Source organism: Desulfovibrio desulfuricans (assembly GCF_004801255.1).
Classification (GTDB): domain Bacteria; phylum Desulfobacterota; class Desulfovibrionia; order Desulfovibrionales; family Desulfovibrionaceae; genus Desulfovibrio; species Desulfovibrio desulfuricans_C.
Genome location: NZ_CP036295.1, coordinates 96,544 through 112,710, shown reverse-complemented (window position 1 = coordinate 112,710; position 16,167 = coordinate 96,544). Strand labels below are relative to the sequence as shown.

12 protein-coding genes are annotated in these 16,167 nt (G+C 61.1%); 5 read left to right on the top strand and 7 right to left on the bottom strand.

Annotation, left to right across the window (positions count from 1 at the left end; all coding sequences use genetic code 11):
* Positions 1-210 precede the first annotated feature (210 nt).
* The gene (locus DDIC_RS00470; protein ID WP_136398623.1) at positions 211-1,368 is read left to right on the top strand and encodes a glycosyltransferase family 4 protein; all 1,158 of its coding nucleotides are present in this window, start codon (positions 211-213) and stop codon (positions 1,366-1,368) included.
* Entirely contained in the window at positions 1,365-2,714 is a 1,350-nt protein-coding gene (locus DDIC_RS00465; protein WP_136398622.1) for a sugar transferase, read from the top strand. The genes DDIC_RS00470 and DDIC_RS00465 overlap by 4 nt, the downstream gene beginning before the upstream one ends.
* 126 nt (positions 2,715-2,840) lie before the next feature.
* Here DDIC_RS00465 and DDIC_RS00460 read toward each other — a convergent pair whose 3' ends face one another.
* From DDIC_RS00460 to DDIC_RS00430, 7 genes are all read right to left on the bottom strand, one after another.
* The gene (locus tag DDIC_RS00460; protein WP_136398621.1) at positions 2,841-5,897 is read right to left on the bottom strand and encodes an EAL domain-containing protein; all 3,057 of its coding nucleotides are present in this window, start codon (positions 5,895-5,897) and stop codon (positions 2,841-2,843) included.
* A 290-nt stretch (positions 5,898-6,187) separates the two neighbouring features.
* On the bottom strand, positions 6,188-6,595 hold the full coding sequence (locus DDIC_RS00455) for a (deoxy)nucleoside triphosphate pyrophosphohydrolase (protein WP_136398620.1): 408 nt from the start codon (positions 6,593-6,595) through the stop codon (positions 6,188-6,190).
* Between the two features lie 82 nt (positions 6,596-6,677).
* Complete coding sequence (locus DDIC_RS00450; RefSeq protein ID WP_136398619.1) at positions 6,678-8,690, bottom strand: ATP-binding cassette domain-containing protein; 2,013 nt, start codon at positions 8,688-8,690, stop codon at positions 6,678-6,680.
* The gene (locus DDIC_RS00445) at positions 8,687-9,787 is read right to left on the bottom strand and encodes an NAD-dependent epimerase/dehydratase family protein (protein WP_136398618.1); all 1,101 of its coding nucleotides are present in this window, start codon (positions 9,785-9,787) and stop codon (positions 8,687-8,689) included. The genes DDIC_RS00450 and DDIC_RS00445 overlap by 4 nt, the downstream gene beginning before the upstream one ends.
* On the bottom strand, positions 9,784-10,914 hold the full coding sequence (locus DDIC_RS00440) for a hypothetical protein (protein WP_136398617.1): 1,131 nt from the start codon (positions 10,912-10,914) through the stop codon (positions 9,784-9,786). Before DDIC_RS00440 ends, DDIC_RS00445 begins: the two co-directional genes overlap by 4 nt.
* A 2-nt stretch (positions 10,915-10,916) precedes the next feature.
* Positions 10,917-11,843 (bottom strand): dihydroorotate dehydrogenase, encoded by a 927-nt coding sequence (locus DDIC_RS00435; RefSeq protein WP_136398616.1) that lies wholly within the window; start codon positions 11,841-11,843, stop codon positions 10,917-10,919.
* A gap of 171 nt (positions 11,844-12,014) precedes the next feature.
* Positions 12,015-12,824: a dihydroorotate dehydrogenase electron transfer subunit gene (locus DDIC_RS00430; protein ID WP_136398615.1), complete on the bottom strand. Its 810-nt coding sequence runs from the start codon at positions 12,822-12,824 to the stop codon at positions 12,015-12,017.
* A gap of 197 nt (positions 12,825-13,021) precedes the next feature.
* Here DDIC_RS00430 and DDIC_RS00425 point away from each other — a divergent pair, with 197 nt between their 5' ends.
* From DDIC_RS00425 to DDIC_RS00415, 3 genes are all read left to right on the top strand, one after another.
* Positions 13,022-14,095, top strand: a complete 1,074-nt coding sequence (locus DDIC_RS00425) for a M24 family metallopeptidase (protein WP_136398614.1) — start codon at positions 13,022-13,024, stop codon at positions 14,093-14,095.
* A gap of 51 nt (positions 14,096-14,146) precedes the next feature.
* The gene (aroL, locus tag DDIC_RS00420; RefSeq protein ID WP_136398613.1) at positions 14,147-14,680 is read left to right on the top strand and encodes a shikimate kinase AroL; all 534 of its coding nucleotides are present in this window, start codon (positions 14,147-14,149) and stop codon (positions 14,678-14,680) included.
* A gap of 67 nt (positions 14,681-14,747) precedes the next feature.
* The gene (locus DDIC_RS00415; protein ID WP_247647505.1) at positions 14,748-15,809 is read left to right on the top strand and encodes a glycosyltransferase family 2 protein; all 1,062 of its coding nucleotides are present in this window, start codon (positions 14,748-14,750) and stop codon (positions 15,807-15,809) included.
* Positions 15,810-16,167: the final 358 nt, after the last annotated feature.

Here is a 16,167-nt window from a genome sequence, read left to right as displayed (position 1 = left end):
TCAGATTTGCGGTATGCCCCGGCTCTCTGCCGGGCGTCACAACCACAACGCTTTTACCCCGTAGCGGTGCGACTGTAAAGCCGGAGCTCTGGCGGGCCACTGCATACCCACACATGGCTTGCCCCTTTTCATAGCATCGTTGTGATGCTATAGGCTTGCGTATGCGACATACGCCCGCAGGGCAGCGCGGGGCAAGGGAGAGCGCCAAGCATGAAGATCATTGTTCTGGGCAACCAGGCAAAAGCCATGAGCAATTTTTGGAGCGTGCTGATTCGCCACATGCGGCGGGCAGGGCATGAGGTCATTTGCTGCGCTCCTGCGGGGGATGCCGACGCCGAGGCGGCGCTGGCCGCACAGGGAGCGCGCCTGCGCCACTACGCGCTGGACCGCAAGGGGCTCAACCCCCTGAGCGACCTGCGCACCGCCCGCGAACTGTTTTGTCTTTTCAGGCAGGAAAAGCCCGATTTGCTTTTCGCCTCCACCATCAAGCCCGTCATATACGGTTGCCTGGCCGCAAAGCTGGCGCGGGTGCCGCACATCTACGCAACCATTACGGGCCTTGGCTACGCCTTTGAGGCCGACACTCTTTTGAAAAAATGCGTCAACCGTCTGGGCCGTCTGCTTTACGCCACGGCCCTTGCCGGGGTTGAGGGCGTTTTTTTTCAAAACCAGGACGACATCGCGGTTTTTCGCCAGTCGGGCATTTTGGGCTCCAGCGCCCGCGTGCTAACGGCGCGCGGCACAGGGGTGGATACCAGGCGCTTTGCCCCCACCCCGTTCCCCAACTATTCCCCTGATGGACAACTGAACGGAGCCCCGGTTTTTCTGCTGGTTGCGCGGCTGCTTGAGGCCAAGGGCCTGCCGGAATACGCCGAGGCGGCGCGCCTGCTCAAGGCCCGCTACCCCGAGGCCCGCTTTCAGGTGCTTGGCCCGCCGGAAAAAGGCCTTGGCAGCGTGAGCATGGAACAGATGCGCAGCTGGCAGCAACAGGGCGGCATCGAATACCTTGGTGAAACGCGCGACGTGCGCCCCTATGTGGGCGCGGCCCATGTGCTGGTGCTGCCCTCGTGGCGCGAGGGTACGCCCACCTCCATCATGGAGGGAATGAGCATGGGGCGGCCTGCCGTGGTTACCGATGCGCCGGGCTGCCGCGAAGTTGTGCGCGACGGCGTCAACGGGTATCTTGTGCCTGTACGCGACCCGCAGGCTCTGGCCAGCGCCATGGAAGCCTTTATCACCCGTCCGCAAGACATTGCCCGCATGGGTCAGTCCGGACGCGAAATGGCCGTGAACGAATTTGACGCCGAAAAAGTGGCTGCGCGCATTCTTCAAGACATGCACGTCCCCGCCACTGAGGACACACTATGATAAGTACATACCGCATGGCGCTTCTGCAGTTGCTGGATCTCGTCTGCATTCTGCTTGCCCTCAGCATTTCCGGCTTTTTGACGGTCGAGCCGGATCTGAGCATTTTTCATGACTATACGGGCGCCACGCTCTTTACCATCTTTTTTTATATGCTCTTTTTTTACATTCTTGATGCCTACAGCGTGGGCAACGAGGATTTTAAAGAGACCGTGGGCCGGGTGCTGGTGGCCTGCCTGCTGGGCATCATTTCTTCGGCAACGGCTTCCTACGCCTTTCAGCACTGGCGGTTTGACCGCGAAACCGTGGTCATGCTCTTTTTGCTTTCGCTCTGCTTTTCGCTGGGCTGGCGCTGGATATACCACCTCAATGCCGAAAGGCTCACCCACCCCCTGCGCATCCTGCTTGTGGGCGTAGACCGCGCTGGCAAGGTGCGCCAGCTGCTGGCCGAGGGCCTGCCCAAGGCCCAGATTCTGGGCTACGTGGGCGAACGCGACCAGGGGCCTGACGCCGGGCCGTGCCTTGGCGCGCCCTTTATGGCGCTGGACATCGCCAAGGAAAAGCAGGCGACCATGATTCTGCTGCTGCCCGACGCCCCCATTGACGACGACATTGCCCACGACCTGCTCGAAGCAAAACTGCGCGGCAGCATGGTGGTGGATATACGCAGTTTTTACGAGCATGTGGTGCAGCGCCTGCCGCTCTCGCAGATCAACGACGAGTGGCTGCTGCAGACCGAGGGCTTTTCGCTCAACACCCGTGGGTCGCTGCGCCGCCTCAAGCGTGCGCTGGACGTGCTGATTTCGCTGCTGCTGCTCATACCCGCAGCGCCCATCATGCTGTTGACGGCCATTATCGTGCGGCTCGAATCGCCCGGCCCGGTCATCTACAAGCAGGACCGCGTGGGCCTGTTTGAAAAGGAATTTACCGTTTACAAATTCCGCTCCATGCGGGCCGATGCGGAAAAGAACGGCGCGGTCTGGGCCAGCGCCCATGACGCCCGCGTGACCACGTTTGGCAAATTTATCCGCAAGGTGCGCATAGACGAGCTGCCCCAGATATGGAACATCCTCAAGGGCGACATGAGCTTTATCGGCCCCCGCCCCGAGCGTATGGCCTTTGTGCGCCAGCTCAAGGACACCATACCCTACTACAGCCTGCGCCACACGGTTAAGCCTGGCCTCACAGGCTGGGCGCAGGTGTGCTACCCCTACGGCGCATCCGAGGAAGACGCGCGCCGCAAGCTTGAGTACGACCTGTACTACATCAAGAACATGTCCATCCTGCTGGACATCAACATTGTTTTCAAAACCGTGGGCGTGGTGCTGTTTCCCAAGGGAGCGCGCTAACCTGCACGTAGATGCGCGGCAATGGCCCGCACCGCTCGCTGCACGGCACGTCGCAGCAATTATCAGCAGCAAAAGCCCCGTGAGAAGTCTCACGGGGCTTTTGTTGGCCAATACGGCAAGAACTGTTTATGCCAGGGCCGCCGCCACCCGCGCCGGGTAATCCATAAGAAAGGCCGCAAAGTCGCTGCCCTTGAGCGCTGGCGAAAACAGGTAGCCCTGGATGACCCTGCAGCCGTTTTCCGCCAGAAATTCTGCCTGTTCGCGCGTTTCCACGCCTTCGGCCACGGTGGACATGCCAAGGCCCGAGGCCAGCGTAAGCACGGTTTTGACCATTTCGTTGGAGGCGTTGGCGGGCGCGTTGATGCCGTCGATGAACGACTTGTCGATTTTGAGGCTGGCAATGGGCATAGTGTGCAGATAGTGGAGCGAAGAATAGCCCGTGCCAAAATCGTCCAGATATATCCGCACGCCTTGCTCGCTCAGGGCCGCGATGGCTCGTGACGCCTCGGCCATGTTGGACATAAAGGCCGTCTCGGTTATTTCGATGCCGACATGCTCCGGCCGCACGTCCTCCCGCCTCAACAAGTCCAGCACGTCGTCCGCAAAGGTTTCGGCCGCGATGCTGCGGCCCGACATGTTGACCGCCACCCGCACATTGCCCAGGCCCTGGGCCAGCCACTCGCGCTGCTGCCTGCAAGCCCGGCGCAGCACAAACATGTCGAGCCGGCGCACAAGGCCCGTCTCTTCGGCAAGAGGGATGAACACCGACGGCGATATCCAGTTGCCGTCGGCACGCTTCCAGCGCACCAGGGCCTCGCAGCCTTCAAGGGTTCTGTCGGCAATGTTGATCTTGGGCTGGTAGTGCACTTCAAAAACAGCGGCGTCCATGGCCCTGAACAGTTCCGTCTCAAGGGCCATGCGGTCGTTGGCGGCTACGGTCAGGTCTTCGGTAAAGAATTCATAGGTGTTCTTGCCCTTGGCCTTGGCCCTGTACATGGCAAGATCGGCGCTTTGCAACAGCGACTCCATGGTGCCGCCGTTGTCGGGATAACAGGCAATGCCGATACTGGCGCTGAGATAGATGGAATATTCGTCAACATAAAAACAGCGGTTCAGCGCGCACAGCACATTTTTTGCCAGCGCTTCTATCTGCTTTCTGTCGTGCACCTTGCCCGCCACAATGACAAATTCGTCCCCGCCGGTACGGGCTACGCAGTCGTCGCACCGCGCAAGATAGGTCAGACGCTCGGCCGCCTGCCGCAAAAGCTTGTCGCCCAGCGAGTGCCCAAAGCTGTCGTTGACCTGCTTGAAGCGGTCAAGATCCACCAGCAGAACCCCCACCATGCCCCCGGCGTCGCTGGCGTCCTTCAGGGCGCTCAGCAGTCGCTCCTCGGCCAGAGATTTGTTGGCCAGCCCCGTAAGCAGATCGTGGTTGGCCCTGTAAGCCAGCTCTTTTTCCATGGCCGAGCGTTCGGAAATATCCAGCAGCGAAATGACCGAAAGCCCGCTGTCGGGTATCCTGGCCAGCGTCACGAGGACATTGGCCGTTTTGCCGCTGTGCGTCTGCAGCTCGGCCTCGTACTTTACGCGAGTATGGCGTACTTGCTCGTCATACAGCTTTTTGGGCCCAAACCCGCCCTTGTCCAAAAAACGGCCGATAAACAGCTTGCCCTCAATTTGCTCCGAGGGGAGACCCACAAGATTGGAAAATTCCGTATTGGTCAAAAAAATCAGTCCGGTACTGCTGATAACGGCCGTAGCCGTGCCCGTGTTCATAAACAGGGTTTTGTAACGTTCTTCAGTGCGTTGCAGCTCCTGTCGCGTGGTTTCCAGATCTGTTATGTCCACAAACGATTCCAGATAAATTTCCTCGCCGTTCATCTGGATGGCCCGCACGGATTTGACGATAGTTTTTTGCGTACCGTCGGCAGACACCAGCTTGCCCGCCAGCAGCTCGGTCTTGGTGCTGCCCTTGTCCATGGGGCACCGTTCAACCCCCTGCGGGCAGATAAACTCATGACAGGGCCTGCCCACAATATCCTCGGCGGGCAGGCCTATGAACTGTTGGGCAAAAGCGTTGATGCTGCGGATCTTCTGCGTCCGGGGATCTATGGTGATAACGCCCGCCTGAAGCGTATCCAGCGTTTGCTGCAAAAATTTTTCGTTCGACTGCAGCGCATCGATCATGCTGTTGATCTTCATGGAGAGATCAAAAATTTCGTCATCTCCCTGAATTTCAATCTTTTTTAGTGGTTTGCTGCTTTTTTCGATGTGCTGAGCCTGCTTCTGCATGGAGAGAATGCGCCGCAGTATCTGCTTTTCGGCAAAATACAGAAAGGCCACAAGCATGCCCATGCCCGTGATCACGATAAGAACAAAGTTCTGCATAAACATGCGCTTGCCGAGCTGTGCAATCTCTCTGTCCGTTACGAGCCTCAGGCAAAAGGCGGCGCAGTCAAACACGTCGCGCACGACTGAATAGGAGTTGACTGCGCCGTCTTCGCGCACGGTTTTAAAACCGGTCGCATCATCCGCAGGCATGCCCACATTATTGAACACTTCCACGGGTAGGATGCTAAAATTCAGCAGCGTATCATGCTCGACATCCTCAATAAAATCGGCATCCATGGCCCGCGTCATAAACACTACGCCGTTGGAGGGCAGCAGCATTGCGGTATCGCGTATCTTTTGGGCCGCCATGATGTGCGGCACGCCGCTGATCATCACAATACCCATCAGCCCTTCGTCCGTACCGCTCATGATCTTGCGGGTCAAAAACGCAAAAAGCCGTTGCGCCTCCGCCGACTGGCCGGAATCCCAGTTTTCAGAGGAGTCCACGGCAATGGTCGCGTGCACGGCGTCGCTGCCGTAATAGGCAATGGACGACACGTTGAGTTTGGCAAGCATCTGCTGCCGCAGATTTGTGGCGATAAATTCTGCATTTGAATCCTGCATGAAGCGGTAGGCGTCGTCCCAGCAGCCCCAGTCCACGGCAATATGGCTCAACTGGGTTTGCTGGGCGTGCAGGTGGTTGCGCAGCTGTTTCATTTTTTCGCTGGAGCTTTTGCCTTCTATGGCATCCACCCCGCGCAGCACCACAACCTCGGACGTAATATAGGAGATCAGAACAAACAGGCCCACAATGGCAGCGCACACGATAAATGAGAGCTGCTTTATGCGCATGGATCACCTGCCGTTACGTTTGACTGTGCGAGCGCGTACTGCAGCCGGCAGACCGCGCGGCATGTAGACTATTGACGCAAGAGGCTGCTGCCAGAAGCCTGCAATTGGCTGACAGACCCCGTAGCGCAACCGATATTCGCTAATTCTTTTTTCAAATTAGCTTTTTATGAGGAACATTTCCAGAGCCGGGCTGGTCCGGGACGAAGCCTGGGGTCATAAAAAAGCCCGCACATGGCGGGCTTGCTTGACAAAACAAATTTGCTTTTTTTTCGGGCATGTCGCAAGGGGCCTCAGGCAATGCTGGGCTGTCTGGAGACAAGCTCTTCAAGCACCACGGCATCAGCGGGCAAAAAGCCAAGGGCGAAAGCCTCCTGCGGCTCGACCCAGCGCAGGTTCTGGCCCTCCGCGCCGCAGGGCTCGCCAGCAAATTCCGTCACATGAAAAAAGTAGATGCGCACGCCAAAGCCGCGCTCGGTGTATTCGTGGTCAAGGCTTTTCCAGAACACGGCCTGACGCACGCCTATGCCGAGCTCTTCGGCCAGCTCGCGCTTGAGGGCGTCCAGGGGGCTTTCGCCAGCTTCGAGCTTGCCGCCGGGAAACTCCCAGTACCCTTCCAGCGGCTTGTCGCAGAGACGCTGGCTGGCCAGAAAACGTTTGCCCCGCCAGATGATACCGGCAGCTACTTCTATATGCTGCATGCATTACTCCGCATCGGGCGCAGGCCCGAATCTGAATGGCTGCCAACTATTGTAAAACGACCCTGCCCGCAAGCCGGATCAATCAGTCCTGCTCCACGTGCCACCTGGCCCGCGCCGCCGCCATGTTTTCTTCAAGCCCTGTCATTTCTTCCAGTATGGCTTCGCTGCGCTGTTTGCAAGCCTCAAACGTCTTGAGCAGCTCGCCGGCATGCGCGTGATCTGCATACACGTCGGGGTCTGCCAGCTGCGCCTCTACCGTGCCCTGCTGGTCAAGCACCGCCGCAAGCTCCGTTTCCAGCGCCTCGTAGCGGCTCTGCAGGGGCTTCAGTTCCTTGTGCAGGGCGTTGCGTCTGTCGGCCTGCTCGCGCTTGATGCGTTTTTGCTCGTCGCGCGACAGCGGCTGGGCCAGAGGAGCATCGGCCTGCCGGGCCCTCCCCCCTGCCTGCCCGCCAGCGCCCGGCACTGCGGGCTGCGCCTCGTCCAAGGCTCCGCTCAGTCGGGCGCGACGGTTGTCGTCGTAGGACGTAAAGTCCGGAAACACCGTCAGCCCTTTTTCGTTGAGCTCCCAGGCCTCAGCCCCCACCTGCGAAAGCAGCCAGCGGTCGTGCGCCACCATGAGCAGCGTGCCGGTAAATTTTTGCAGCGCGCTGACAAGAGCCTCGCGACTTTCGAGGTCAAGGTGGTTGGTGGGTTCGTCCAGCAGCAAAAAGTTGCAGCGCTTCAAAAACAGCGAGCTCAGCACAAGGCGGCTTTTTTCACCGCCCGAAAGGGCGCTGACCTGCCGTTCAAAATATTCCTGCCCCAGCAAAAAGAGGCCGAGCACGCTCATCAGTTCTTCTTCAGTGGTGTGCGGGTCAGAAAGACGGCGCAGCTCGCCGAGCACGGTGGTGTCGCTGCGCAGGGTGTCCATCTGGTGCTGGGTGTAGTAGCCCATGCGCATCTGCGAGGCGGTAACCAGGTTGCCGCCCCGGCGCTCAAGCGTGCCTGCCAGCAGCTTGAGCAGTGTGGATTTGCCGCAGCCGTTGTGCCCTACCAGCGCCACCCGCTGCCCGCGAAACAGGGTAAACGTCAACGGTGGCCACATGGTTTTGCCGTCGTCAAAACGAAAATCCAGATCAGCGGCGGCCAGAACGATTTTTTCGGAATGCGGTGCTTCAGGCCAGCTGAAATTCAGATCTTTGCGCTTTGGCTCAGGTCTGTAGTCTTCCAGCTCTTTTTCGAGCTTTTTGGCCATCTTTTGGCGCGACCCGGCTTGCCGCGCCTTGGTGGCCTTGGCACGAAACCGCTCCACAAAGGCCATCTTGCGGTCAAGGTCTTCCCTGAGGGCGCGGGCCTCGCGCTCGCGCTGGGCGTTGTATTCTTCCTGCAGGGTCAAAAACTGCGTATAGGTCGCCTTGCGGAACACGGGCTTGGACAGCCCCAGATAGAGCACGTGCGTGCCCACATTGTCCATAAACATGCGGTCGTGCGCCACAAAAACCAGCGCGCCCTTGAAGTCCATAAGGAACGACTCGAGCCATTCCACGGCTTCAACATCCAGGTGGTTGGTGGGTTCGTCCAGCAACAGCACGTCGGCCCCGGCGGTGAGCACGCGGGCCAGCTTGGCGCGCTCGCGCCAGCCGCCCGAAAGTTCGCGCAGGGTACGGCCCCATTTGCTTTCGGCAAAACCCAGACCAGACAACACGGCCTTGGCCCTGTGCTCGGGGTTGTAGCCGTAGAGCGCCTCAAGCTCGCCCTGACGGTGCATCAGGGCCGTAAGCCGGGGTTCGTCCTTGCTGGCGGCGGCCTCCTCCCACTCTGACCAAAAGTCGCTCCAGTCGTGCAGCACGTCCAGCACAAAGGTCAGCAGGGGCGTATCCAGAACCTGTTCCGCAAACTCCTGCTCCACAAAGCCCAGGCGGCAGCCGCGCGGCAAGATGACCCTGCCGCCGTCGGGGCTTTCTACACCTGCCAGCAGACGCAGCAGAGTGGATTTGCCCGTGCCGTTGGGGCCGCAGACGCACAGCCGCACGCCAGAGTCCACCTCCAGCGAAAAATTGCTGAGGATGTCCCTGCCGCCAAATGCCTTGGAAAGTTCCTGTATGGTGATCTTCACAACCAGCCCTCTCGACGGTAGCCCTCGATGGCTTCGGTCATGCCCGCCTCAAGGTTCACGCGCGGCGCAAAGCCCAGTTCGCTGCAGATGCGGCTGTTGTCGCACAGCCACCCCGCCTGACGGGCCTCGCGGTATTTGTCCAGATTCCACGCCGGTGCGCGCCGCAGGCCATGGCCCAGCAGGCGGTTGGCTACGGCATCGGCCGCCACGGCAAATGCCGTGGAAAGCCCGGCGGTACACGCCATGACCGGCAGGGGCATGCGCACTATGCGCACAGCTCCCCTCTTGCGAGAGGTCTGGCCCATGACCTTGTCCATGGCGACGCCCATGGTGCGGCAAAACTCCGCCATTGTATAGGCCTCGCCGTCGCTGAGGTGATATACCCCGCGAGCTTCGGGCCTGCAGGCGCACAACACGGCCTGGGCCATATCGTCGGCGTGCACGGCGCTGACGTAAAACTCGCGCCCCGCACCGGGGCTCACAGCCGTACCGACCCGCAGCACGCCCTTGAAGACCGGCAGCAACCCCTTGTCGCCCGACCCGTAAATGATGGGGGGGCGCAGGGTTACAAGGCTTTGTCCAAGGGCGCGGCCAAGCACCTGCTCTGTAAGCATTTTTGACCAGCCGTAAGCCGAAACCGGCGCGGGCGGCGTGGCGTCGTCCACACCGGGGGCAAGGCCGCTGGGGCCTGTCGCCGCAAGGCTCGAGACCAGCACAAAGCGAAAAGTATCCGGCAGCCCGCCCCCGGCGGACAACCGCGCGAGAGTTGCGGCCATGCTGCGGGCGGCCAGCGCGTTGGCCCGCAAATAATCCTGCCAGCCCAGACCAAACAGCAGGGCCGCCATATGGACGACCACATCCTTGCCCTGCAGGGCTTCTTCCAGCCCCTGACCGCTGGTCAGGTCGGCCTGAACCGTAGCTACGCCCGCAGGCAGATGCCCGGTGCGCGATACGGCCCGCGTGAGGCAGGTAACCTCGGCCCCCGCCGCCAGCAGCTGCGGCAGCAGATGACGGCCCACAAAACCGGTGCCGCCCGTAAGCAGCACCTTTTTTCCCGCCAGATGCGGGGCCGTGATGTTGCCTGCCGCCGGGGTCATGGCTGTATCTCCCTGCGATAAATACGGTAGCGTTTGGTGAGCTGACCCGAAAAATCTTCAATCAGTTCGTTGACGGGCACGTTGTCTTCGAGCACCCACGAACCTTCAACCCACTGAAAATCTGGCTTTTGGCGGGCTTTTTCCAGCAAAAAGTCAAGCAGCAGCAAGGGCAGGCCCATAAGGCGGAATTCTTCACGGATGCCGAACAGGATAATGCGGTAGCCGCCGCGGATCTCGGCCCGCGACTGCCACCAGTGCCACAGGGCCGATATGCCCAGCTTGCCGTTGAGCCGCCGCAGCAGCGGGGCCATGTCCGGCAGGGCCACCATGCCCGCCGCTGGCTCGTTGTTGTGGAAAAACAGCACAAAAAATTCGGGATCCAGAACACCCTTGAGCTCTTTGACGTGGTGCTCTGCCTCGCCGTCCGAAAGGGGCGAAAAACCCCAGTTTTTGGCCCACGAAATCTTGTACAGATCCAGCATGGTGCGGATGTCGTCCGCCAGGGTCGCCTTGCTTGAGGTGCGGCAGGTAAAGCGGCCCTCGGCCTTGAGGCGGGCCACCTCCGCGTTGAGCCAGTCGGGCTGCGCAATGCGCGAGCGCTCGATAAGGTAGGCAAACAGGTCCTGCTCTTTGCGCAAGTGCCAGGTCTCGAGCAGCTCGGCGTAATAGGGCGGGTTCCAGGGCATCATGATGGAGGGGGCATGCTCAAAGCCGTCCACCAGAAGTCCGCAGGTATAGTTGGCCGAGGGATTCAACGGCCCGCGCATAAAGGCCATGCCCTGCCCGGCCAGCCAGTCGCGCGCCGCGTCCAGCAGCGCGTGGGCGGCTTCCTGATCGTTGGCGCATTCAAAAAAGCCAAACGCCCCGCACTTTTCGTTGGCGTAGGCATTGTATTTGTCGTCCACAATGGCGGCGATGCGCCCAACGGGGCGGCCGTCGCGCATGGCCAGAAAAAGTTCGCGCCGCGCGCTCTCCCAGAAGGGATGCTCACCGGGAGTAAGCAGCTCGGCATCCTGGCTTTTGAGACCGGGCGTCCAGAGGGAATCGCGTTCATAGAGGCTCCAGGGCAGATCCATGAACAGCGCAAACTCCTGCTTGGAGCGGGCGGGGATGATGGTAAGCGACATGGTTAATCCAGATTCAGGCTGCCGCGAAAGGCGCCAATATCGTCAATTCCCAGCCGTTCGCAAACAGCGGGAAGCTCCTCCACCAGGACAAAGGCGCAGTCGGGCCGCATAAAGTTGCCCGTACCCACCTGCACGGCGCTGGCGCCAACCAGCAAAAATTCCAGCGCGTCCTCAGCCGTGGCGATGCCGCCAACCCCCACCACGGGGATGTCCACAGCCCTGGCGACCTGCCATACGCAGCGCAGGGCCACAGGCTTGATGGCCGGGCCGGAGAGCCCGCCCACCACATTGGCCAGCGAGGGCCTGCGGCTTTGCAGGTCAACCGCCATGCCCAGCAGGGTGTTGATGCACGAGATGCTGTCCGCGCCAGCGTCTTCAACGCTGCGGGCCATCAGGGCGATATCCGTCACGTTGGGCGAAAGCTTGACCATGACGTGCTTGCCCGGCGCGGCGCGGCGCACGGCTGCTGTTACCTGAGCGGCAAGGACGGGGTCCTGCCCAAAAAGCACGCCGCCCTCCTTGACGTTGGGGCACGAAACATTGACCTCAAGCGCGGCCACGCCTTCTTCTTCGTTAAGGCGGGCTGCAAGCTCGGCAAATTCTTCGACGGAACCGGCGTAGATGTTGGCGATAACGGCTGTTTCCTGCCAGGGCAGACGTGGCAGCTTGTCGGTGCAGAACTTTTCGACGCCGTCGTTTTGCAGGCCCACGGCATTGAGCATGCCCGCCGTGGTTTCCACAATGCGCGGCGTGGCGTTGCCCTGGCGCGGCAGCAGGGAGAGCCCCTTGACCACCATGCCGCCCAAAGCCGCAAGGTTGCCGTAGGTGGCAAATTCCATTCCGTAGCCAAACGTGCCTGAAGCCGTGAGCACAGGGTTCTTAAGGGTCAGATCGTGCGTCTGCCCCTTGAGCGTAACAGAAAGATCCATGCCGCATTCTCCAGATTGCCGGCATCCGGCATTTTATGCGTGGCTTTGCCCGATAGTACTGGCACACGGCTGAACGCGCCCGCCAGTTGGCGGCGCGGCTCGCTATGGCCGCAACGGTTGCCGCGTGTTGGCGTCAAGCGTCGTTTCTGAAATCGATTGAGCGCAGGCGGATTACAGTTCGACCTGATCAGACCAGAACACCGGACCGTGGTTGCATACCTGCACCAGCCCTTCGCGCTTTTCTTCCACCGGCCAGGCCTCTGTGGTTTTTGTCACGCAGCCCAGGCACGCGCCCACGCCGCAGGCCATGCGGTTTTCAAGCGAGAGCTGACAGCGCACGTTAAGCTCGGCGGCAAACTTCTGCACTGTGCGCATAAAGGGCGTGGGGCCGCAGGCGAGCACAAGGCCCTTCTGCTCGGCGTATTCGCTCATGCGCTCCTGGATGGTAAATATAAAGTCGTCAAGATCGCCCGATTCCGCCTCGCGCAGGCTGTCCAGCGGCACATGCTCGTTGATGCTGTCTACCGGGTAGCAGCTGATGTGCTCGCGGTGGCCAAAGAGCATGGAGATGTTCCAGGGCTTCGGGTGCTCGCTCACGTAGCCCACAAAGGGCACAATGCCCATGCCGCCCGCAAGCAGCAGCGTCGGGGTTTCGGGCTCGACGGCAAAACCGTTGCCAAGCGGCCCCCACACGCGCACCTTGTCGCCCGAACGCAGCTCCGCCATGCGGCGCGTACCCTTGCCGCGCACCTGAAAGAAGCAGATCATGTGCCGTGATGTCATGTGGCAGATGCCGAGCGGACGGGCCCATGGAATATCCAGGCCAAAATTTCGCGGACGCACCATCACAAACTGACCCGGCCGCCACCGTGTCCAGTCTGGGCGTGAAAGGCGCAACGCAAAAAAGCGACTTTCATTGCCGGTCTGGCCAAAGGGGACCAGATCAAGTACGTCAAGTTCGCAAGAAGTTGATTGTGACATGTCTATATATATAGTCCTACTTGGGTTCTAGGTCAACTGACCAGCGGTGCAAAGCCTCATGGCTAATCTATACAAAAAAAGTATCAGTTGTCCAACGCAAGGCCAAACTTTTCCTACCGCGCCCTCCCGCAACATCGCCAACTTTCAACTTTTCACTGGGGCCCGCGCCGGGTATGCTGCGCTCAGGAGATTTTTTTATGACAGACATTTTTGCCTCCCGTCGTGAAAAGCTGCGCCGCGCCATGCGCGTTCGCGGCCTTGACGCCATGCTGATCAGCCAGGCCGCCAACAGGTTTTATCTCTCCGGCTTTGAGCTGCACGACCCGCAGTTTAACGAAAGCGCAGGCAGGCTCGTCATCGCCGCCGACGGGCACGACTGGCTGGCTACGGATGCCCGCTATCTTGACGCCGCCTCCCGCATCTGGGACCGGGAACGTATTTTTATCTACGGCGGCAGCGCGGCCCGCGAGCTGCACGGCCTGCTGCGCCGTTGCGGCAGCCGCATCGGCCTTGAGTCGCAGGGCGTCAGCCTGGCCTTTGCACGCGCCCTTGCCGCCGCAGGCTCCGGCCTGTATTGCGAAGCGGCCGACGGCATGGTGGAGCGCCTGCGCCGCATCAAGGAACCCAGCGAAATAGCCGCCCTTGAAAAATCATTCGCCCTCAACCACAAGCTCATGAAGTGGGTCGAGGGGCAGCTGGAGCCGGGCCGCACCGAGGCCGACATCAGCTGGCTGATCGAGAAGTTTTTTCGTGAAAACGGCGCATCCGAGCTTGCCTTTGCAAACATTGTGGCCGTCGGCAAAAACGCCGCCCTGCCCCACGCAATACCCGGCGCGGACGCCGTCACCGACAACTGCCCGGTGCTTGTTGACGTGGGCTGCCGCGTGGGCTGCTACTGCTCCGATCAGACCCGCACATTCTGGGTCGGCGATGCGCCCACCGACGCCTTTCGCCGTGCGCTCGACCTCACCCGGCAGGCGCAAACTGCCGCCATCGAGGGCATGCGCCCCGGCATGCCCCTGCGCATGGTCTACGCCCTGGCGCACGATGTTTTTGCCAAGGCGGGCGTGGCCAAAGCATTTACCCACGGCCTGGGGCACGGCGTGGGGCTTGAAACCCATGAAGCGCCCAGCCTTTCGCCGCGGGCCGAGGGCGCGCTTGAGACCGGCATGGTCGTGACTGTCGAACCGGGGCTGTACTACCCGCAGTGGGGCGGCATCCGCTGGGAATACACGGTGCTGGTCGAAGAGGACGGCGTACGCATTCTTTAACCGCGTTGCAGCGCTGCTAGCATTGCGGCGCTGATCCTCTCTGGGGGCAGGATGAGCATTCTTTTTCTCGTGGGCGCGCGAGCCTCGGGCAAGACCACCATCGGCAAGGCTCTGGCCAAAAAGCTTGATCTGCCTTTTGCCGATACCGACCAGCATCTGCTGGACAGCGCGAGCCGCACGGTAGACCAGATTGTAGCCGAGGAGGGCTGGCCCGGCTTTCGCACCCGCGAGAGCGCTGCCTTGCGCGACGTGGCCGACGCCCACCGTGGCGGCTGCGTGGTAGCCACCGGCGGCGGCATGGTGCTGGCCGAGGCAAACCGGCAGCTCATGCGCCAACGCGGCATGGTCGTCTTTCTTGACGCGCCGGTGCAGGTTCTGGCCGAGCGTCTGGGACGCAACCCTCTCAGCAGCCAGCGGCCTTCGCTGACGGGCCGGGGGCTTGTGGAAGAAATCAACCAGGTGCTCGCCGAGCGCCGCGCATTGTACGAAGCGGCGGCCCACCATGTGGTGGACGCATCACGGCCGCTTTCGGCCATCTGCCGCCGCATTGCCCAGCTGTGGCGCGCGCACGCGGACCAGGCATGACCGGCACCGCTGCCCTTGCCCCGCCAGCGGTCGCAGCCAGCCCTGAATATTGCGCATGGTCGAAGCTGTGAGCACGAGCCAAGGGTCCCCGGCCCTGCCGCTGGTATCTGTGGTTTTGCCCGCATACAACGCGGCAGACACCCTGCCTGCGGCCCTGCAAAGCCTACTCGACCAGCAGCCCGCCGCCAGCGCTCCCCTGCCGGATTTTGAAGTCGTTGTCGTCGACGACGGCTCCACTGACGACACCCGGCAGGTTTTGCGGCACTGGGGCTCGGCGCGCCTTCTGGGCCACCGCTTGCGCTCCCTGCACCTGCCCCACGGCGGCATTGTGGCAGCGCTCAACGCCGGGCTTGACGCCGCTCGCGGCGCATACATGGCGCGCATGGACGCGGACGATGCAGCGCATCCACAGCGGCTGGCCCTGCAGACGGCCCACCTGTTTGACAATCCCCGCGTTGACCTTTCCGCCACCTGCGTGGCTTTTGGCGGCGACCGGCAGTCGGCGTACGGCTTTGCGCACTTTGTGGACTGGCAGAACTCCCTCTTGAGCCATGAGCAGATCAGCCGCGCCCGCTTTCGAGATACGCCCGTGTGCCATCCTTCGGTCATGTTTCGCCGCCAGCGCGTGGATCAATGGGGCGCGTACCGCCACGGCAACTTTGCCGAAGACTGGGAAATATGGCTGCGCTGGCTCGACAGCGGCGCGGTAATGGACAAACTGCCGCAGCGGATGCTGGTGTGGAACGACACCCCCACCCGTGCGACCCGTGCCGACCAACGCTACGCACGCGCGGCCTGCGACAACCTGCGGGCCGTCTGGCTGGCCCGCTGGCTTGAGCGCAACAATCCCTTTCATCCCCGCGTATGGGTAATCGGCGCGGGGCGGGTAGCCCGCCAGCGCCTGGCCCCGCTGTGGCGGCTGGGCGTTGCGCCTGCGGCATACGTTGATATAGATCCGCGCAAGATCGGCAACACCGTGCAGGGCGTGCCCGTCAGGGGGCGCGACGCTCTGCCCCCGCCAGACCGCTGCCGCATTCTCAACGCCCTGACGGCTCACGGCGCGGCGGAAGAAGCCGCCCGGTGGCTCGCCCAGGCCGGGTACGACCCGGCCCATTCGATCATAGTGTGATTGGCAAACCAGAAATAATGCAGACCTGTTAAATCAGATTTTGCATTGCTTTGTGTCTTTCTTCTCAAACACATATTCCCTTCTGCCCTGCCCCCAGCACTGCAACACTGTAATTGCATTGCAGCTTACAACACAATTGGCTGCTTCACGCGCCGCCATTGTTGCCCCTGCTCTTTATTTGTTTGTTTAAACAGCCAACGCCAACGCATTTTTCCTGTGCGGTCGATGCAGTGCACGCCGACGAACATCGAGGCCGGCATTTTCCTCGACTCCCAAAAGCCGTGACAACGCGCGCGGGAAAAAAATTGCGGAGTTTGCGAAATTTGTCACCAATACCCTTTGACATAACAGGGGCAAG